Origin of the sequence: Nocardioides perillae, assembly GCF_013409425.1 — a bacterium.
Classification (GTDB): Bacteria; Actinomycetota; Actinomycetes; order Propionibacteriales; family Nocardioidaceae; genus Nocardioides; species Nocardioides perillae.
In genome coordinates, this window is sequence record NZ_JACCAC010000001.1 from 177,712 (window position 1) to 196,138 (window position 18,427).

19 protein-coding genes are annotated in these 18,427 nt (G+C 76.8%); 7 read left to right on the forward strand and 12 right to left on the reverse strand.

Annotated features, from left to right (window positions below; genetic code table 11):
- The first annotated feature begins 40 nt into the window (after window positions 1–40).
- Entirely contained in the window at window positions 41–886 is an 846-nt protein-coding gene (locus tag BJ989_RS00865; RefSeq protein WP_179516609.1) for a protein kinase domain-containing protein, read from the forward strand.
- A 79-nt stretch (window positions 887–965) separates the two neighbouring features.
- Here BJ989_RS00865 and BJ989_RS00870 read toward each other — a convergent pair whose 3' ends face one another.
- The 3 genes from BJ989_RS00870 to BJ989_RS18045 all read right to left on the reverse strand — a co-directional run bounded on the left by BJ989_RS00870 (window position 966) and on the right by BJ989_RS18045 (window position 3,687).
- Window positions 966–1,511 (reverse strand): hypothetical protein, encoded by a 546-nt coding sequence (locus BJ989_RS00870; RefSeq protein ID WP_179516610.1) that lies wholly within the window; start codon window positions 1,509–1,511, stop codon window positions 966–968.
- A gap of 81 nt (window positions 1,512–1,592) precedes the next feature.
- The gene (locus tag BJ989_RS00875; protein ID WP_179516611.1) at window positions 1,593–2,024 is read right to left on the reverse strand and encodes an SRPBCC family protein; all 432 of its coding nucleotides are present in this window, start codon (window positions 2,022–2,024) and stop codon (window positions 1,593–1,595) included.
- Between the two features lie 112 nt (window positions 2,025–2,136).
- Window positions 2,137–3,687: a GAF domain-containing protein gene (locus tag BJ989_RS18045; RefSeq protein ID WP_218848646.1), complete on the reverse strand. Its 1,551-nt coding sequence runs from the start codon at window positions 3,685–3,687 to the stop codon at window positions 2,137–2,139.
- Between the two features lie 150 nt (window positions 3,688–3,837).
- Between BJ989_RS18045 and BJ989_RS00885 the strand changes: the two genes are divergently transcribed.
- A complete protein-coding gene (locus BJ989_RS00885; protein ID WP_179516612.1) occupies window positions 3,838–4,923 on the forward strand; it encodes an FAD-dependent oxidoreductase in 1,086 nt (361 codons plus the stop codon).
- On the opposite strand, the gene BJ989_RS00890 is transcribed toward BJ989_RS00885, so the two are convergent.
- On the reverse strand, window positions 4,920–5,267 hold the full coding sequence (locus BJ989_RS00890; RefSeq protein WP_179516613.1) for a DUF3140 domain-containing protein: 348 nt from the start codon (window positions 5,265–5,267) through the stop codon (window positions 4,920–4,922). The genes BJ989_RS00885 and BJ989_RS00890 overlap by 4 nt on opposite strands.
- A 50-nt stretch (window positions 5,268–5,317) precedes the next feature.
- Here BJ989_RS00890 and BJ989_RS00895 point away from each other — a divergent pair, with 50 nt between their 5' ends.
- Window positions 5,318–5,674: an HU family DNA-binding protein gene (locus BJ989_RS00895; RefSeq protein WP_179516614.1), complete on the forward strand. Its 357-nt coding sequence runs from the start codon at window positions 5,318–5,320 to the stop codon at window positions 5,672–5,674.
- A gap of 67 nt (window positions 5,675–5,741) precedes the next feature.
- On the opposite strand, the gene BJ989_RS00900 is transcribed toward BJ989_RS00895, so the two are convergent.
- Window positions 5,742–6,836 carry an Atu2307/SP_0267 family LLM class monooxygenase gene (locus BJ989_RS00900; RefSeq protein ID WP_179516615.1) on the reverse strand — a complete coding sequence of 365 codons (1,095 nt, stop codon included), beginning with the start codon at window positions 6,834–6,836 and terminating at the stop codon, window positions 5,742–5,744.
- 112 nt (window positions 6,837–6,948) lie between these two features.
- On the opposite strand from BJ989_RS00900, the gene BJ989_RS00905 reads away from it, so the two are divergent.
- On the forward strand, window positions 6,949–9,978 hold the full coding sequence (locus BJ989_RS00905; RefSeq protein WP_218848648.1) for a crotonase/enoyl-CoA hydratase family protein: 3,030 nt from the start codon (window positions 6,949–6,951) through the stop codon (window positions 9,976–9,978).
- Here BJ989_RS00905 and BJ989_RS00910 read toward each other — a convergent pair.
- Genes BJ989_RS00910 through BJ989_RS00920 form a run of 3 tightly spaced genes read right to left on the reverse strand, consistent with a single transcriptional unit; the run spans window position 9,975 to window position 12,543 of the window.
- Window positions 9,975–10,649: a 3-oxoacid CoA-transferase subunit B gene (locus BJ989_RS00910; protein WP_343048971.1), complete on the reverse strand. Its 675-nt coding sequence runs from the start codon at window positions 10,647–10,649 to the stop codon at window positions 9,975–9,977. The genes BJ989_RS00905 and BJ989_RS00910 overlap by 4 nt on opposite strands.
- A complete protein-coding gene (locus BJ989_RS00915) occupies window positions 10,646–11,329 on the reverse strand; it encodes a 3-oxoacid CoA-transferase subunit A (RefSeq protein ID WP_179516616.1) in 684 nt (227 codons plus the stop codon). The genes BJ989_RS00910 and BJ989_RS00915 overlap by 4 nt, the downstream gene beginning before the upstream one ends.
- Window positions 11,329–12,543, reverse strand: a complete 1,215-nt coding sequence (locus BJ989_RS00920; RefSeq protein ID WP_179516617.1) for an acetyl-CoA C-acyltransferase — start codon at window positions 12,541–12,543, stop codon at window positions 11,329–11,331. The genes BJ989_RS00915 and BJ989_RS00920 overlap by 1 nt, the downstream gene beginning before the upstream one ends.
- A gap of 70 nt (window positions 12,544–12,613) precedes the next feature.
- On the opposite strand from BJ989_RS00920, the gene BJ989_RS00925 reads away from it, so the two are divergent.
- On the forward strand, window positions 12,614–13,513 hold the full coding sequence (locus tag BJ989_RS00925; protein ID WP_179516618.1) for a LysR family transcriptional regulator: 900 nt from the start codon (window positions 12,614–12,616) through the stop codon (window positions 13,511–13,513).
- A 107-nt stretch (window positions 13,514–13,620) separates the two neighbouring features.
- Entirely contained in the window at window positions 13,621–13,866 is a 246-nt protein-coding gene (locus tag BJ989_RS00930) for a hypothetical protein (RefSeq protein WP_179516619.1), read from the forward strand.
- On the opposite strand, the gene BJ989_RS00935 is transcribed toward BJ989_RS00930, so the two are convergent.
- On the reverse strand, window positions 13,860–14,876 hold the full coding sequence (locus BJ989_RS00935; RefSeq protein ID WP_179516620.1) for an alpha/beta fold hydrolase: 1,017 nt from the start codon (window positions 14,874–14,876) through the stop codon (window positions 13,860–13,862). The two genes, BJ989_RS00930 and BJ989_RS00935, sit on opposite strands and share 7 nt — an antisense overlap.
- A 72-nt stretch (window positions 14,877–14,948) precedes the next feature.
- Complete coding sequence (locus BJ989_RS00940) at window positions 14,949–16,013, reverse strand: SpoIIE family protein phosphatase (protein WP_179516621.1); 1,065 nt, start codon at window positions 16,011–16,013, stop codon at window positions 14,949–14,951.
- A gap of 124 nt (window positions 16,014–16,137) precedes the next feature.
- Here BJ989_RS00940 and BJ989_RS00945 point away from each other — a divergent pair, with 124 nt between their 5' ends.
- The gene (locus tag BJ989_RS00945; protein WP_179516622.1) at window positions 16,138–16,449 is read left to right on the forward strand and encodes an EthD family reductase; all 312 of its coding nucleotides are present in this window, start codon (window positions 16,138–16,140) and stop codon (window positions 16,447–16,449) included.
- Between the two features lie 121 nt (window positions 16,450–16,570).
- Here the strand turns inward: BJ989_RS00945 and npdG are convergent, their stop codons facing one another.
- On the reverse strand, window positions 16,571–17,275 hold the full coding sequence (gene npdG, locus BJ989_RS00950; RefSeq protein ID WP_343048972.1) for an NADPH-dependent F420 reductase: 705 nt from the start codon (window positions 17,273–17,275) through the stop codon (window positions 16,571–16,573).
- Window positions 17,272–18,324, reverse strand: a complete 1,053-nt coding sequence (locus tag BJ989_RS00955; protein WP_179516623.1) for an LLM class F420-dependent oxidoreductase — start codon at window positions 18,322–18,324, stop codon at window positions 17,272–17,274. Before BJ989_RS00955 ends, npdG begins: the two co-directional genes overlap by 4 nt.
- Window positions 18,325–18,427 lie beyond the last annotated feature (103 nt).

Sequence of the window (18,427 nt, forward strand, 5' to 3'; positions counted from 1 at the left end):
GCACCGTCGGGGCCCCTGCCCGTCCCTCCGGAGGTCGTCCGTGACCGAAGTCGTCCACGCGCCCGCGTCGCCCCCCGGCGACCTGGTCGGCGGCCGCTACGAGCTGCTCGAGCTGGTCGGCACCGGCGCGATGGGTGCGGTCTTCGTCGCGCACGACGCCCGCGACGACCGCGTCGTCGCGCTGAAGCGGCTGCACACCCGCGACCCCGGTGACGAGGTCGCGCGGGCCCGCTTCCGCACCGAGGCGGCGTGCCTGGCCTCGCTCGACCACCCCGGGCTGCCGCGCATCCACGACTACGGCGAGCAGGAGGACGGCCCGGCCGTCCACCCCTACCTCGTGATGCAGCTCGTGCTCGGCGACCCCCTCGACGAGCTGCTCGCCGACGGCGAGCCGCTGCCGCAGGCCGTCGCCGCGGGCGTGCTCGCGGGACTCGCCGAGGCCCTCGCGGTCGTGCACGCGCACGGGATCGTGCACCGCGACCTCAAACCCGGCAACGTGGTGGTGCGCCCCGACGGCACACCGGTGCTGCTCGACTTCGGCATCGCCAGCCCCGACGGCGCCGAGCCGCTGACCGCGACCGGCGAGATCCTCGGCACCCTCGACTACATCAGCCCCGAGCAGGTGACCGGGCGCCGCGCGACGACCGCGTCCGACGTCTACTCCCTCGGCGTCGTGGCGCACGCCTGCCTCACCGGCGACCGGCCCTTCCGCCGCGAGACCCCGCTCGCCTCGGCGCTCGCCCACGTGCACGAGCCCGTCCCGGCGCTGCCCGCCGACGTCGACGCGCGTCTGCGCGAGCTCGTCACCGCGATGCTCGACAAGGACCCCGACGCCCGCCCGGACGCCGCCGAGGTCGCGCGGCTCGCCCGCGCGGCGACCGGCTGAGCCTGAGGCGCCACCGCGACACGACGACGGCCCTCCCGCAGCGCGGGAGGGCCGTCGTGCCGACGTGCTGGGGCGGGTGTCAGCCGCGCAGCCGGGCCAGGCCGCGCACCTGCTCGCTGGCGCGCTGCTGCTCCCCGGCGTAGGAGCTGGTGACGACGAGCGCGCCCGTCATCGCCGGCACGAGCCACTGCAGCGCGGCGAGCTTGCGCTGCGCGGCCGCGACGTCCTGCGGGGTGTGGGCCTGGGGCTGCGTGCCCGACGCGGCGGGCACGGAGCCGGCCTGCGAGACGGTGCGCCCCAGCGAGCGCGAGTACGCCGTGACGCCCAGCGCCGCGGCCGTCAGCGCGGTCTTGGCGAGCGCGGTCGTGCCGACGCCGCGCTGGCGGGCGACGCGACCGGAGTCGCCGACGAGCTGGCCGACGGCGCCCGCGAGGTGCAGGCCGATGGCGGCCGCGTTGACCGGGGTCCAGCGGTCCCAGCCGGCGTTGGCGACGGCGCCGGTGCGGCCGTCCTGGCCGGCCTCGGCCGCAGCGGGGTTGAGCGCGACGGCGTTGGCGAGCGTCCCGCCGAACCAGGCCGCCAGGCCGACGTCGTGCAGGGAGCGGGACAGGGTGAGTCGGGCCACGGTGGGTCTCCTCGGGATCGGTGGTGCGGGTGGGTGTGCGTGCAGGCCGCCGGCGTGGGTGCGGCGACCGGAGGGAGGGCGTCAGAGACGCTCGAGGCACTCCTGCATCTGCTGTGCGGCCTTGTCGCCGAGCACCTTCAGGCCGGGGGCCATCAGCGGGGTCGCGAGCTTCGCGGCGCCGGTGGGCGTGAACTCCGCGACGTAGCGCACCGACGTGCCGGTGCCCTCGGGCTCGACGGTCAAGGTGTCGTGCAGCTCCATCGACGACGTCGAGGCGCGCAGCTCCATGCGGTGTCCCTCGACGTAGTCCGTCACGTGGTAGTCGACCTCGGTCTCGCTGCCGAGGAACTTCGTGACGTTGTGGTAGACGGTGCCGACGCCGCCGTCGCCCGCCGTGCGCGTCGTCGAGACCGTCGGCGGGTCCCACTCCTCGGTCTTCGTGAAGTCCGAGAGGTAGTCCCAGACCACCGAGGGGGACTTGTCGACGGTGACGGTGCGGTCGATCGTGGGCACGGGGCCTCCGGCAGGTCGCGACGACCGCGGGGCGGTCGAGGTGGTCAGGGACCACCCCGGTAACCGCGCGGCGGGGGCACCATGCCCGCGGCGCCGCTCCCTCAGGCGACTCTCAGGCTCGCGCCACGAGGTGGCGCGCCACCTCCGCCTGGTCCTCGCGCACCCCGTGGATCGCCTCCTGGGTGACGTCGATGCACCGGGTGATCTCCTGCAGCGCCTCGACGACGCCGGCCACCTGCTCCTGGATGGCGGTGACGCGGGTGTCCACGTCGGTGGTCGCACCCGAGGTCTCCGCCGCGAGCTCCTTCACCTCGCCGGCGACCACGGCGAAGCCGCGGCCCGCCTCGCCCGCCCGGGCCGCCTCGATCGTGGCGTTGAGGGCGAGCAGGTTGGTCTGGGCCGCGATGCCGCGGATCGCCTTGACCACCTTGCCGATCTCGGCGCTCGACTCGCCGAGCTGGCCGACGAGCCGGTCGGCGCGCTCCGCGACGCTGCGGCCCTCCGCCGCGGACGTGTCGGCCGCCTCGACCCTGCGCTCGACGGCCTGCACGGAGGCGCCCAGGTCGCGCGCGGTCAGCGCGACGCGCTCGGCGGCGTCGACGCGCTCGAGGGCCTGGCCGACGAGGAAGGCGGTGTTGCGCAGCGCGTCCTCGCGGCTCTGCGAGAGGCAGACGGTGGTGGTGACGAAGAAGTCCATCGTGCCCACGACGCGACCGCCGGCCACGATCGGCAGGCACACGCCGGAGCGGACGCCGGCGCGCTGCGCGGCCGGGCGGCGCACGCAGTCGGTCACCTCGCCGAGGTCGCGCACGAACACGAGGTCCTCGCGCGCCCACGCCCGGCCCGAGAGCCCCACCCCCCGGGCGAAGCTCGCGCTCAGCGTGACGGCACGGAACTCCTCGCCGGCCGACCCCGACTCCTGGCCGAAGCGGAGCACGCCCGCGGCCTCGTCGACGGCCCAGAAGGAGCCGTAGGCCCAGCCGAAGCCGGTGCGGATGCCGTCGAGCGCCAGCTGCAGGGCGGACGCGCGGTCGGTCGCGGTCGAGACGCTGCGGAGCACGTGGTTGACCGCGGCCATGTCGAGGTCGGCCTGGGCGCGGCGCTCGGTGTCGGCGACGCGCTCGCAGGCCTGGGAGACCAGCACCCCGACGCTGCGCAGCGCCGCCAGGCGCTGCTCGGTCGGCTCGAGGGTCTCGGTGGTGAAGAAGTCCATGGTGCCGACGACCTCGCCGGCCTCGAGCAGGGGGAAGCAGACGCCCGACTTCACCCCCGCGCGCTGGGCAGCAGGGGCGCGCACGCAGTCGGTGACCTGCCCGATGTCGGGCACGAAGACGAGGTCGCGGCTGCGCCAGGCGCGCCCGCTGAGGCCCTCGCCCTCGCCGAAGCTCGCCGCGAGGGTGACCTCGCGGAACTCGGGGCCGGCGGTCCCGACCTCGCGCTCGAAGGTGAGGCGCTGGGTGTCCTCGTCGAGGCGCCAGTAGGACCCGTAGGCCCAGCCGAACGCCTCGCGCACCACCCCCAGCGCGGCCTCGACGGCCTCCTGCGACGTGCGCACCCGGGCCAGCGCCGCCACGACGGCGTTGACCGCGTCCATGTTCGCGCGTGCCTCGGCGAGCTCCTGCGCCGCCTGCGGGACCTGCTGGCTCTGGTCGAACCTGCCCACTGCAACCACCTCCGACCGGGACCATCGGCGCCGTCGTGGGGGACCTGAGTCCTCGGTCCTCGGCGCGGTCGCGCCGGTCGAGACCACCCCACGCGGGGGCGTACGCCGGGGCGCGCGGCCGGTGTGGCGGGCGCTGGCACGCTGGCGGGCGTGAGCACCCCCGCCGACGACCGTCCCACCACCGCCCCGCGCGCGACCGCCGCACCCTCCGCCGACGCCCCCGTCGTGGTGGTCGGCGCGGGCCTCGCCGGGGTCGCCTGCGCCCGGGCCGTGGCCGCCGCGGGCCACCCGGTCGAGCTGGTCGACCGGGGCCGCCGCATCGGCGGTCGGATGGCGAGCCGACGCTTCGACGGCCGTCCGGTCGACACCGGGGCGTCCTACTTCACGGTGTCCGACCCGCGCTTCGCCGCCGTCGTGGACCGGTGGGAGGCGGCGGGCCTGGCCCGTCCCTGGACCGACACCTTCCACGTGCTGGAGGCGGGCGCCCCGCCGCGCCTGGCCAGCGGCCCGGTGCGGTGGGCCACGCCGGGCGGGCTGCGGACGCTGGTGGAGGACCTCGCCGCGCCCTTCGAGGTGCGGCAGGCGGAGGTCGAGCGGGTCGACCTCGCGGCGGCGGACCACGGGGCGCACGACGGCGCCGGCGAGGGGGCCGCGGCCGGGCTGCTGGTCGACGGCCGCCCGGCGTCGGCGGTGGCGCTCGCGATGCCCGACGAGCAGGCCCGGCGCCTGCTCGGGACCGGGCTGGCGGCGGAGGCCGAGCAGCTGCGGCGGCCCTCCGAGCCGGTGCTGGCGCTGGTCGCCTGGTGGCCCGAGCGCTGCTGGGGCGACGACCTGCTGGCCGCGACCGGCCGCCCGCTGGACGGGGCCTTCGTCAACGGCGACCCCGACGTCGCCTGGATCGCCGACGACGGGCGGCGCCGCGCCGACGACGCCCCCGTGCTGGTCGCCCACACCACGCCGGAGCGCGCTGCGCGGCACCTGGCCGACCCCGCGTCGGCCGGCCCCGCCGTGCTCGCGGCGCTCCAGCGGCTCCTCGGCATCCCTGACGAGCCGGCCGGCCACCACGTGCACCGCTGGTCGCTGGCACGGCCGGTCGGCGAGCGGGACGCGGCGTACCTGCTCTCGAGCCGCAGGCTCGGCGTGTGCGGCGACGGCTGGGGACCGGTCTCGAAGGTCGAGGGGGCGTGGCTCTCGGGCACCGCCCTCGGGGAGGCGCTGGTCGCCGCGCTCCCCTAGTCCTCGAGCGGGTCGTGGCCCCAGTTCATCAGCGAGTAGCGCCAGCGGCTGTGCTCGACGTCGTCCTGCGGCCCCTGCGCGAGGTGGCGCTTGACGTAGCCGACGACCTTGCGCATGTGCTGGGCGTCGTCCTCGGTCAGGTCGGCCTTCTTGGTCTGCAGGATCTCCACGATCCGGCGGCCCGACTCGTGCCCCGTCGACTCGCCCTCGCCCTGCCCGACGCTCTGGGACTCGTCGGTCGCCAGCCAGTCCTCGAGCTGCTTGGCGGTCATGTTGACCGCCTCGCGCCAGTCGTCCCACACGTCGCTGACGGCCTCGTCGGGCCCGTTGCTGCTCTCCGCCATGACCGGGAGGTACCCACCCCCGCGACGACGACGCGGCCCGGATCGGCGGGGTGACGCGGCTTTCCGGCCGTTCGTGGCCTAGTGTCGCGGCTGATCGGTTCCCCACACCTACGAGGAGACCCCACGTGAACCGCACCGAGCTCAAGGAGACCGTCGCCCGCGAGAGCGGCCTGAGCGGCGCCGACGCCGACCGCGCGATCAGCGCCGTCCTGGAGGCCGTCGTGGCCACCGTCGCGAAGGGCGAGAAGGTCTCGCTGGCCGGCTTCGGCACCTTCGAGGCCCGCGAGCGCGCGGCCCGCACCGGCCGCAACCCGCAGACCGGCGAGGAGATCGCCATCAAGGCGAGCACCGCCCCGGCCTTCAAGCCCGCGACCGCCTTCAAGGACCGCGTGTCCAAGAAGGGCTGACGCCCAGCACGACGCACGACGACGACGGGCCGGTGGGGACTCCCCACCGGCCCGTCGTCGTGTGGCCTCAGGCCGGCACGGCCTCCTCGGCGAGCAGCTCGCGCACGCGCGGCGCGACCTCGCGGCCGTAGAGCTCGATGCACTCGAGCAGGTGGGCGTGCGGCAGCGGACCGTTGGAGTACTTCAGGTCGAAGCGCGAGAGGCCCAGCGTGCGCACCGTGTCGGCGATCTTGCGGGCCACCGTCTCCGGCGAGCCGGCGAAGACGGCGCCGTGCGCCACCTCGCCCTCGAACTGCGCCCGGGTCGTCGGGCCCCAGCCGCGCTCGCGGCCGATGCGGTCGCGGTTGGCCTTGAAGTGGGGGAACATCCGCTCCTTGGCCTCCTCGTCGGTGCGCGCGACGAAGCCGGGCGCGTGCACGCCGATCGGCAGCTGCGGCTGACCCAGCTCGTCGAGGGCGCGGCGGTAGAGGTCGGCGTACGGCGCGAAGCGGGCGGGCTGCCCGCCGATGATCGCGAGCACCATCGGCAGCCCGTGGCGCGCCGTGCGCACCACCGACTCCGGCGAGCCGCCGACACCCACCCAGACCGGGAGCGGCCCGTCCTCGACGCGGGGGTGCACCTCGGCGTCGAGCGGGGCGCGGTGGGTGCCCTGCCAGCGGGTGCGGCCGCCGCGGCGGATCGCGGCGAGCAGGTCGAGCTTCTCCTCGAAGAGCACCTCGTAGTCGGCGAGGTCGTGGCCGAAGAGCGGGAAGGACTCGGTGAACGAGCCGCGGCCCACGGTGATCTCGGCGCGGCCGCCCGAGAGCGCGTCGAGGGTGGCGAAGCGCTGGTGCACCCGCACCGGGTCGTCGCTGCTCAGCACGGTCACGCCGGTGCCGAGCCGGATCCGACGGGTGCGGCCGGCGAGGGTCGCGAGCACCACGTCGGGCGCCGAGACGGCGTAGTCGTCGCGGTGGTGCTCGCCCACGTTGAAGACGTGGATCCCGACCTCGTCGGCGACCACGCCCTGCTCGACGACCTCGCGCAGCGTCTGCGCGGCGCTCTGCGGGCGGCCGTCGGTGTCGACCGTGACGTCGCCGAAGGTGTCGAGGCCGAGCTCGACGTCGCGGGGGGCCGCGGCCGGCGCGCGGCCGGACCGGGTCGGGGGGCGGTGCTCGCTCACGGTGCCTCCAGAGGTGGTTGAAGCGTCAACGTCCCGTCCAACGCGTGGGCGGGTGCGCCTTGTTCCCGCGCGGGCCCGACCTCGGCGGCGAGGCCGTCAGTAGGGTGCGGCCGTGAGCCGCCCCAGCCCCTGGCGCCAGGTCACCCGCGCCCGCCGCACCGCCACCGAGGTCGCCCGACTCCTCACCCGGGAGCCCGCGCTGGTGCGCGACGTCGCGGTGGGCCTGCTGCCCGACCCCGTACGCCGCGTCGCCGGGCTCGGCGCACCCGCCGGCGCCGCCTCGTCCCCCGTCGCGGGCGGCGACCCCGACGCGGGCGCGCCGGAGCACGTCACGCCCGGCGAGGTCACCGGCCACCTGCGCGCGGTCTCGGCCCGGGCGCTGCTGCCGCTGGCCCAGGACGCCGCGCGCGACCTCGTCGGCGACCTGGGCCGGCAGGCTGACTGGCTGACGCTGCACGCCGCCTGGCGCGGTGAGGCGCCCGGCCACGCCGTCGAGGGCGGCACCCACGGGCAGCAGCTCAAGATCATGGGCATCCCGGCCGAGGTCGCCTGGACGATCGCCCGCGCCGACGACAGCGTCGTCGCCCTCACCGGCACCGGCCCGATGGGGTTGCGCCTGGCGCTCGCCGCGAGCGTCGCGCCCGCGGCCGGCGGCGCCCGCGTCGTGCTCGACGCCGGTCTCTCCGGCGACCCCGTGGCGGGGCCGCTGGGGGCCTCGGTCACCCGCAGCATCGGCGAGGCGCTCGAGGCCTCGCTGGGCCGCCTCGTGGCGCTGGCCGCGGGGGCCGGCCCGACGGGCGGGGAGCAGGCCGGCAGCCGCGGCCGGACCGCTCCGGTCCTCCACCACGCCTCCGGGCGGCGGCTCGACCCGCGCACCCCGGTCGTCGTGGGTGTCGGCCAGGTGGTGCAGCGCACCCCCACCGCCCCGTGGCGCGAGCCCGCGGACCTCGCCGTCGAGGCGCTGCGCCGCGCCGCCGACGACAGCGCGGCAGCCGACCGCCCCGGCCTGCTGGCCGCGGCCGACCTGGTCTGCGCGGTCGCGAGCGCCAGCTGGGTCTACCGCGACCTGGCCGCCGAGGTGGCCGCCCGCCTCGGGGCCGCACCGGCCGCCACGGTGCAGACGGCCCGCTTCGGCGGCGACGGCGGCCAGCTGGCGGTCAACGAGGCCGGGCGTGCCGTGGCCGCGGGCGAGGCGTCGGTCGTGCTGGTGCTGGGGGCCGAGTCGGGGGCCACGCTGGCGACGGCGCAGAAGGCGGGCGAGCAGCCCACCTGGACCGAGCAGCCCGCCGACGTCGCACCGACGCGGACCCTCGGCTCCGACCGCGAGCCCAACACCGCGCTCGAGGGCGAGGTCGGCCTGGGCGCCCCGGTCTACGCCTACGCGCTGGTCGAGTCGGCCCTGCGCGCCCGCGCCGGCGCGACCCCGGAGGAGCACCGCGCCCGCATCACCGGCCTGTGGTCCCGGCTCTCGCGGGTCGCCGCGGACAACCCGGCGGCGTGGCTGCCGCGGGCCTTCACTGCCGAGGAGCTCGCCGCGACGGGGCCGGACAACCGTCCGGTCAGCTCGCCCTACCCCAAGCTGCTCTGCGCCAACCTGCAGGTCGACCTCGCCAGCGGCCTGGTCGTCACGAGCGTCGCGGCGGCCGAGGCCGCGGGCGTGCCGCAGGAGCAGTGGGTCTTCCTGCACGCGGGCGCGGCCGCGAGCGACGAGTGGTTCGTCTCCGAGCGCGGCGACCTCGCGGCCTCCCCCGCCATCCGCGCGGTCGGGCGGGCCGTGCTCGAGCACGCCGGGCTGCGCATCGACGACGTGCGGCTGGTCGACCTCTACTCCTGCTTCCCTGCCGCCGTGCAGGTGGCCGCGCACGAGCTCGGCCTGCCGCTCGACGACCCCGACCGCCCGCTGTCGGTCACCGGCGGCCTCACCTTCGCCGGGGGGCCCGGCAACGCCTACGGCGGCCACGCCGTCGCCACGATGGTGCAGCGGCTGCGCGAGGACCGCGACGCGGTCGGGCTCACCACCTCGCTGGGGTGGTACCTCACCAAGCACGCCGCCGGCCTGCTCTCCGCGCGGCCGCCGGAGCGGGCGTACGCCGCGCTGGCGCCGGTCGTGCCCCCCGAGCCGCGGCGCACCGCCACCGGCTCGTGGGAGGGCCCGGCCGTCGTCGAGGCGTGCACCGTGCCCTACGACCGGGCAGGCGAGCCCGAGGCGGCCGTCGTGGCGGCGGTGACGCCCGACGGCACCCGCGCGCTGGTGCGGGTCACCGACCCGGCGACCGTGCGCCGCCTCGACGCGGGCGACCCGCTGGGCTGGACCGTCGCGCTGCGCGACGGCGAGCTGGTCGTGCTCGAGGAGGGCCGCGCGCCCGTGCCGCCGCCCCCACCGCTGACGGTGCGGACCGAGGACCACGGCCCGGTGCGGGTCGTCACGATCGACCGGCCGCACCGCCGCAACGCGGTCGACCTGCCGACCGCCGAGCTGCTCGAGCGGGTCTTCGACGGCATCGAGGCCGACCCCGGCGTGCGGGTGGCCGTGCTCACCGGGGCCGGCGGGTCGTTCAGCGCCGGCATGGACCTCAAGGCCGCCGCGGCGGGGCAGCTCCCGATCACCGAGCGGGGCGGCCCGCTCGGCATCACCGCGCGGACCTTCCGCACCCCGCTCATCGCGGCGGTCGAGGGCCACGCGCTCGCCGGCGGCTGCGAGCTCGCCCTGGTGGCCGACCTGGTGGTCGCGGCCTCCGACGCGACCTTCGGCCTGCCCGAGCCGAAGCGCGGCCTCGTCGCGGCAGCAGGCGGGGTGCTGCGCCTGACCCAGCGGCTGCCGCGGGCGGTCGCGCTCGAGATGGCGCTGACCGGCGACCCCCAGACCGCCGAGCGGATGCACGCCGTCGGCCTGGTCAACCGGGTGGTCGAGCCGGGCGGGGCGCTCGATGCCGCGCTCGACCTCGCGCGCCGCATCGCCGCCAACGCGCCGCTCTCGGTCGAGGTCAGCCACGAGATCGCCCTCGCCACGCCGTCGTGGTCCGACGAGGAGGCCTTCGACCGCCAGTCCGACCTCGCCGCCCGCGCCCTCGGCTCCCACGACGCCGCCGAGGGCGTCCTCGCCTTCGCCGAGGGGCGCGAGCCGGTCTGGCAGGGGCGCTAGGCCGGGGCCCAGCCCCGCAGGAGCGGGACGTCGAGGCGGGCGGCGAGCTCGTCGTACGTCGTGCCGGCGAGGTCGCGCACGACCAGGCCGTCAACGGTGACGTCGAAGGTCGCGAGGTCGGTGTAGACGCGGTCGACGCAGCCGACCCCGGTCAGCGGGTAGGTGCACTCCGGCACGATCTTGGGGCTGCCGTCCTTCGCGAGCAGCGTCATCACCACGAAGACCGACTTCGCGCCGATGGCGAGGTCCATCGCGCCGCCGACGGCGGGGATCGCGTCGGGAGCGCCGGTGTGCCAGTTGGCCAGGTCGCCGCGTGCCGAGACCTGGAAGGCGCCCAGCACGCAGACGTCGAGGTGGCCGCCGCGCATCATGGCGAAGGAGTCGGCGTGGTGGAAGTACGCCGCGCCCGGGAGCTCGGTGACCGGCACCTTGCCGGCGTTGGTGAGGTCGGGGTCGAGCGGGTCGTCGGGGCCGCCCGTCGCGGCGGGGCCCATCCCGAGCATGCCGTTCTCGGTGTGCAGGACCACCCCCGAGCCGGGAGGCAGGTGGTCGGCGACCAGCGTGGGCTGGCCGATGCCGAGGTTGACGTAGGAGCCCGGCGCGATGTCGGCGGCGACGGCCGCGGCGACCTCGTCCTTGCTGCGTGGGCGGTCCTGCACGGGCTCGGTCACGCGACCCCCTCCACCTCGGCGGGGCCGACCGCGACGACGCGGTCGACGTAGATGCCGGGGGTCACGACGACCTCCGGGTCGATCGAGCCGACGTCGACCACGCGCTGCACCTGCACGACGGTGGTGGCGGCGGCGGTGGCCATGACGGGGCCGAAGTTGCGGGCGGTCTTGCGGTAGACCAGGTTGCCGGCGCGGTCGGCGAGGTGCGCGCCGACGAGGGCGAGGTCGCCGCGGATCGGCGTCTCGAGCACGTAGGTGCGCCCGTCGATCTCGCGGGTCTCCTTGCCCTCCGCGAGCGGGGTGCCGACCCCGGTCGGGCAGTAGAAGGCGCCGATGCCGGCGCCGGCGGCCCGCATCCGCTCGGCCAGGGTGCCCTGCGGCACGACCTCGAGCTCGATGCGGCCGGCGCGGTAGAGCCCGTCGAACACCCACGAGTCGTGCTGGCGAGGGAAGGAGCAGACGATCTTGCGCACCCGCCCCGCCGCCAGCAGCGCGGCGAGGCCGGTGTCGCCGTTGCCCGCGTTGTTCGACACGACGGTGAGGTCGCGCGCGCCCTGATCGACGAGGGCGTCGACGAGCGCCACGGGCATGCCGGCCATGCCGAAGCCGCCCACCAGCACGGTCGCGCCGTCCTCGGTGCCGTCGACCGCCTCCGCGGCGGTCTCGCAGACCGTGACCATCAGGCGCCGCCCGCCCGGGTGGCGGTCGCGTTCTCCAGGACCACGGCCAGGCCCTGCCCGACGCCGATGCAGATCGCGGCGAGGCCCCACCGCTGGTCCTCCTCGACCAGGCGCTTCGCGAGGGTGCCGACGACGCGGGCGCCGGAGGCGCCGAGCGGGTGGCCGATCGCGATCGCGCCTCCCCGCGCGTTGACCAGCTCGGCGTCGGCCAGGCCGTCGGCGAGCCAGGCGTCGACGCAGGCGAGGGACTGCACCGCGAAGGCCTCGTTGAGCTCCACGGCCCCGACGTCGCGCCAGCCGATCCCGGCCCGGGCCAGGGCCTGCGCCGCGGCCGCCACCGGGGCGTAGCCGAACCGCTGGGGCTCGAGGGCGGCAGCACCGCGTCCGGCGACCCGGGCCACCGGGTCGAGCCCGACCGCACCGGCGGCCTCACCCGAGCCGAGCAGCAGCGCCGCAGCGCCGTCGTTCAGCGGGCTGGCGTTGCCCGCGGTGATGGTGCCGTTGGGCCGGAAGGAGGGCGTGAGCCCGGCGAGCGACTCCGGGGTGGAACCGTCGCGGATGCCCTCGTCGCGGTCGAGGTCGACACCGTCGACCGGCACCACCAGGTCGTCGTAGAAGCCCTCGGCCCACGCTCGCGCGGCCTGCTGGTGCGAGCGGGCCGCGAAGGCGTCCTGCCGCTCCCGCGCGATGCCGAACTCGTCGGCGAGCTGCTCGTTGCACTCGCCCAGCGAGGCGGTCCACTCCTGCGGCATCCGGGCGTTCACCAGCCGCCAGCCCAGCGTCGTGGAGACCGCGGTGGCGTTGCCGGCCGGGAAGGCACGCTCGGGCTTGGGCAGCACCCAGGGCGCCCGGGTCATGGACTCCGACCCGCCCGCGACGACCACGTCGGCGTCGCCGACCTCCACCGCCCGCGAGGCCTGGAGGGCGGCGTCGAGCGAGGAGCCGCACAGCCGGTTGACGGTCGTGGCAGGGACGGAGACCGGCAACCCGGCGAGCAGCACCGCCATCCGGCCCACGTTGCGGTTGTCCTCCCCGGCGCCGTTGGCGGCGCCCCACCAGACGTCGCCGACCGCGGCGCGGTCGAGGCCGGGCGCCTTGTCGAGCACCCCGGCGAGCGCCGTTGCGGCGAGGTCGTCGGGGCGCACGCCGGCCAGGGCGCCGCCGAAGCGGCCGAAGGGCGTGCGGGCGGCGGCGTAGACGAAGCAGTCGGTCACCCGGCCACCGTAGGCCCGCCCCGTCGATCAGATCCAATACCGGATCGGGCGGCGTTGATAAGATGGCGTGATGGAGCTGCGGCACCTGCGGTCGTTCGTCGTGCTCGCCGAGGAGCGGCACTTCGGCCGCGCCGCCGCGCGGCTCCACATCGCCCAGCCCGCGCTGTCGCAGCAGCTGCAGCAGCTCGAGCGCGAGGTCGGCGTGCGCCTGGTGGACCGCTCCACCCGTCGCGTCGAGCTGACCGAGGCGGGGCGCCTCCTCGAGGGCCGCGCCCACGAGGTGCTGGGCACGGTGGCGCGTGCGGTCGACGAGCTCGCACTGCTGGCCGCAGGACGCCTCGGCCGGGTGACGGTCGGCCTCGTCGGCACCGCGACGTACGACGTGCTGCCGCGGCTCGCGCACGAGGCCCGGCGGCACCTGCCCGAGGTGGACCTCGACCTGCGCGGCGAGGTGCTGGCCCCGCGACTGCTCGCCGACGTGCAGTCCGGCGTGCTCGACCTCGCCGTGCTGCGCCCGGGCCCCGGCGCCGCCGCACCTGACCTGGTGGTCGAGACCCTGCGCCGCGAGCCGCTGGTCGCCCTGCTGCCCGCGGCGCACCCGCGGGCAGGCCAGGCCGAGGTCGCCCTCGCCGACCTGGCCGACGAGCCCTTCGTCGTGCACCCGAGCGGCGCGCGCTCGACCATGCACGCCCGCGTGCTGGAGGCGTGCGCGCGGGCCGGCTTCCGCCCGCGCGAGCTGCGCGAGGTCGCCGAGACCGCCACGCTCGCCGTCGTCGTCGCCGCCGGCGACGGGGTCGCGCTCGTGCCCGCCTCCGTGCAGGCGCTGCGTCTCGACGGGGTCGTGCCGCTCCCCCTCGCTCCGGGTCCCGAGGGCCCCGAGTGCGTCGACCTGGCCCTCGCGCGCCGCCCCGACGCCTCCCCCGCCACCCTGCAGGTCGCGCGGCTGCTGCGGGAGCTGCTCGACGCCTGACCTCCGCCCACCCGAGCCGTCGGCTCGCGCGGGACCGGCGCGGCGTGCGGCAGGTCACGGTGTCGCGGACGGCCCACGGGCTACCTACCGCGAGTACGTCACCTACCGTGAGGAGCACCGTGCTGAGCTGGTCGCGTCGAGAGCCGTCTGTCGGGGCCGGGTCGGGCCGAGGCGGCACCCTGGGCACCCCGGCGCTGACGCTGGCCGAGTCGGGCCCGTCGGTGGACCAGGAGGCCAACGCCGTCGTGAGCGGCGGCGGCCTCGTCGGCGCACGCGACGACCGCGGCCCGAGCCGGGCGGCCAGGCTCTCCCCGTCGGCGCAGGCACCGCGGCGGCGCCGCACCGGTCACTGACGGCCCTCGGGCTCGAACCCCCGGAGCGCCTGCTCCACCACCCCCGCCAGCGACGCCGGTGCGCCGGCCAGGAACGCCGCGTGCAGCAGCGCCTCGCGGACCTCGGCCTCGGTGAGCCCGTGGCGCCGGGCGAGACGCACCTGCGCCGCGAGGTCGTCGTGGGCGCCCGACGCGACCGCCGCGGCCAGCACGACGGCCGAGCGCGTGCGGCGGTCCAGCCCGGGCCGGTCCCACACCGTGCCGGCGGCGTGGTCCGCGGCGAGTGCGGCGGCGGCACGGTCGAGCTCTCCGGGCTCCCCCAGCGCGTGGCCGCGGACGAGCCGCGCGACCTCCTCGCGCGCCTCCGACGGCGCGAGGCGCCCGACGCCGTCGAGCACGACGAGGCGGCCGTCGCGCACCCCGCTCGCGACCTCCTCGAGGAGCGAGGGCGGCGCGGCGACGTCCGCACCCCCTGCTACCGCCAGCACCGGGACGCGCACCTCGTGCAGGCGCTCCCGCACGTCGAAGCCGGCGAGCGCACGGCGCACCGCGGCGTACGCCGTCGCGTCCGCCTCGGTGGTCTCCGACCGGCGCTGCCGGCCCGCGTCGCCACCGAGACGGGCACCGGTGCCCAGCAGGGTCGCGGAGGCCACGCGCTGCGGCGCGTCGAGGAGCAGCTGCAGGGCCACGGCGCCCCCGACCTCGACGCCCACGACGTGGAAGCGCGGCGGGTCGAAGCCGCCCCCTCCCAGGGCGTCGACCACCGCGAGCACGCCGCGCGCCAGGCCCGCGACGCTGACCGCGTCGGGCGGCACCTGCCCGTCGGGGCCGGCCTCGGGCACCCACGGGTTGCTGCCGTGGCCGGGCAGGTCCCACGCCACGACCTGGAGGTCCGCGGCGAGCCGCGCGGCCGCTGCCGACCACAGCGCGCGGGCCGACGTGCCGAGCGCCGGCCCGAGCACGAGCAGCGGCTGGTCGGGACGCCCGCCGAGGCGGACGGCGCTGACGTGCACGGTCGGCGGGACGGTCACGGGGCTCCTCGCGGCGCGGTCGGTCCGGAGCCCGGCACGCTACGCCAGCCGACCCGCGTCAGCCGACCCGCGTCAGCCGACCTCGACCAGCACGAGGGCGACGTCGTCGCCGCCGCCGCTCACGTGACCGTGGCCGAAGGCGTGCAGGCGCACGAGCAGCTCGTCGAGCGCGGCGTCGAGGGCACGGCCGCGCAGCGCACCGGCCTCCTCGAGCAGCGGGAAGAACGTGCCGCGCTCGTCGCGGTGCTCGACCAGGCCGTCGGTGTAGAGCAGCACCCGGCTGCCCGGCGGCAGCGGGTGCCGGTCGACGGCAGGGCGCGGGTCGAGGCCGAGCGGGGTCGTGGCGTGGTCCGTCTCGAGCAGCCAGGCGCCGTCGGGTGCGACGACGAGCGGCGGGTGGTGGCCGCAGGACGCGACGGCCGCGGTCGCGGCGCCGGGGGTGGCGTCCAGCTCGACGAAGAGCGCGGTGACGAACTCCTCCTCCTCGAGCAGGCGTCCGACCAGGTCGTCGACCGTGGCGGCGACCGCGGCGGGGTCGGGCTCGCCCAGCGCGGCCTGTCGCCACGCGGCGAGCACGGCTCCGGCGGTCTGCACCGCCTCGAGCCCCTTGCCGCGGACGTCACCCACCACCAGCCGCAGGCGGCCGTCGGCGGTGAGCGCCACGTCGTACAGGTCACCACCGACGGTGGTGTCCCGCGCTGCGGAGAGGTAGCGCGTGGCGACCCGGAAGCGCCCCACGACCGGCGGCACCGGCCGCAGCAGCGCGCGTTGGGCGGTCTCGGCGATGGTGCGCAGGCGGCGCAGGCGCGCCTCGCGGCGCTCCCGGACGGTCGCCGACGTCACCGCCAGCGCGGCCAGCACGACGCACATGAAGGTGCGCACCAGCCACTCCCGCTCGCCGAGGTTGCCGCTCCACACGCCGCCGGCCAGCGAGACCACCACGGCGACGACGCCCACCGCGGCGGTGCGGCGGGCCGAGGCCACCATGCCGGCGACGATCGCGCCGGTGGCGTAGGCGCCGGTGAGCTGCACGCGCGCGACGACGTCGAGGCCCGCGACCGCCGCGACGACCCCGAGCCCCAGCCACACCCCGCGGTCGCGCCACCACGGCTCGACCCGGTCCCCGACGACCTGCACCGTGCAAGCGTCGCAGGTCGCGGCCCTGGGCACAGGTGCCGCGCACGGCGGGACCAGACCACCCGACCACCCCCTAGGGTGGCCGCTACCCGCTGAGGGGACCCCCGACCCGAGGAGCAGCACCGTGCACCGCGTCACCATCCAGTACGCCGTCCCCGCCGACCCCGAGGCCTTCGACGCCCACTACTTCGGCACGCACGTGCCGCTGGTCGGCCCCCTGCCTGGCCTGCAGCAGTTCGCGTGGTCCAAGCCCCGTCCGCTCGGAGGCGAGGCGACGGTCTACCTCGTCGCCCAGCTCGACTTCGCCGACGAGGAGGCGATGACCACCGCGCTCCGCTCCCCCGAGATGGCCGCCGCCGCCGAGGACGCCGCGCGCCTCGGCACGCCGATGACGATGTTCACCGGCGAGGTCGTCGTCGGGCTGCCCAGCACCTGACCCCTCGGCGCGAGCCCAGCGCCTGACCCCTCGGCGCGAGCCCCACGCGCGACCCCTCGGCGCGGGCCCAACGCGCGACCCCTCGGCGCGGGCCCAGCGCCTGACCCCTCGGCGGTGCGCCTCAGACGTCGGTGACGCGGATGCCGGCGTGCGCCTTGTAGCGGCGGTTGACGCTGATCAGGTTGGCCGTCAGCGCCTCGACCTGGTGGGCGTTGCGCAGCCGACCGCCGTAGACGCCGCGGACGCCGGGGATGGTGCCGCAGAGGTCCTGCACCAGGTCGGTGGCCTCCCGCACGTCGCCGAGCACCAGCACGTCGGTGCCGAGGTCGTCGACCTCGGGGTCCTCCAGCAGCACCGCGGAGACGTTGTGGAAGGCGCCCACCACGGTCGCGTCGGGCAGCAGGCCCTGCGCCTGCTGGGCGGCGGAGCCCTCCTCGACGGGGAGGGCGTAGGCGCCCTGCTTGTCGAAGCCCAGCGGGTTGACGCAGTCGACGACGACCTTGCCGGCCAGCTGCGGCGCGAGCGCGGCCAGCAGCTCGGCGTGGCCGTCCCACGGCACGGCCACGACGACCACGTCGCCGGCGGCCGCGGCGTCGGCGTTGTCGGCGCCGCTGACCTGGCCGCCGGTGGCCTCGGCGAGGGTGGCGGCGGTCTCCTGCGCGCGCTCGGCGCTGCGGCTGCCGAGCACCACCGGCAGCCCGGCCGCGGCGAAGCGCCGCGCCAGCCCGCGGCCCTGCGGACCGGTGCCGCCGAGGACCGCGACGGTGGTGGAGGCGAGCGAGTCGGGCAGGGCGGGGACGCCGGGGGCGCCAGTGGGGGTGGTCACGAGGAGAGCTCCTTCAAGGTGGCGACGTCGGCGACGCGCTGCTCGTGGGTGCGGGCCAGCGGCGCCGCGTTGAGGGTGGTGACGCCGACCTCGCGGTAGGCCCCCACCCGCTCGGCCACGTGCTCGCGCGAGCCGATGAGCGAGATGCCGTCCACCAGCTCGTCCGGCACGGCGGCCGCGGCCTCGGCCTTCTGGCCGCCGAGGAAGAGGTCCTGGATGCGCGCCGCGGCCTCCTCGAAGCCGAAGCGCACGGCGAGGTCGTTGTAGAAGTTCTTGCCCCGCGCCCCCATGCCGCCGACGTAGAGGGCGAGGTGCTCGCGCACCTCCTGGCGCGCGGCCTCGACCGCGTCGGCGTCGTCGGAGACGAGCAGGCGGGTGTCGACGGCGATGTCGAGCGGCGGCAGGTCGGCCGAGCGCTTGGCCCGACCCTCGGCCAGCGCGTCGCCGAAGGCGTCGTGCGCGCGCTCGGGCAGGTAGAAGATCGGCTCCCAGCCCTCGAAGAGCTCCGCGGCGAGGGCGACGTTCTTCGGGCCGAGGGCCGCGAGCACCATCGGGATGTCGGCGCGCAGCGGGTGGTTGATCAGCTTCAGCGGCTTGCCGAGGCCCGAGCCGCCGCGCTCCGGGGTCAGCGGGACGTCGTAGAACTTCCCGTGGTGCTCGAGCTTCTCGCGGCGCCACACCGAGCGGCAGATGTCGACGACCTCGCGGGTGCGCGCGAGCGGGGCGTCGTACTTCACGCCGTGGAAGCCCTCGACGACCTGCGGGCCGGACGCGCCGATGCCGAGCACGAAGCGGCCGTCGGAGACGTGGTCGAGGCCGGCGGCGGTCATCGCCAGCAGCGCGGGGGTGCGGGAGTAGATGTTGAGGATCGACGTGCACAGCTCGACCCGCTCCGTCTTCGCGGCGATGTAGCCGATCTGGCTGACCGAGTCGAAGGTGTAGACCTCCGGCAGCAGCACCGCGTCGAGCCCGGCGGCCTCGTAGTCCTGCAGCTCGGCCACGGTCTCCTTGAAGCCGCCGGCGTAGGCGATCGGCATGCCGATCTTCATGGGTGCCACCTCTCGGGGTGTACGTCAGGGGGTCGCCTCGGACCGTACCGCCAGGCCGCGACCGCGCCGCTGTGCGCTGCGTCACGACCAGGCCCTTGACGCC

Bases quoted from the DNA above. Each gene is read 5' to 3' on its own strand.
- BJ989_RS00955 (WP_179516623.1), bottom strand. From the start codon at position 18,324: ATGAAGATCGGCATGCCGATCGCCTACGCCGGCGGCTTCAAGGAGACC.
- BJ989_RS00890 (WP_179516613.1), bottom strand. From the start codon at position 5,267: ATGGCGGAGAGCAGCAACGGGCCCGACGAGGCCGTCAGCGACGTGTGG.
- BJ989_RS00925 (WP_179516618.1), top strand. From the start codon at position 12,614: ATGGAGCTGCGGCACCTGCGGTCGTTCGTCGTGCTCGCCGAGGAGCGG.
- BJ989_RS00915 (WP_179516616.1), bottom strand. From the start codon at position 11,329: ATGGTCACGGTCTGCGAGACCGCCGCGGAGGCGGTCGACGGCACCGAG.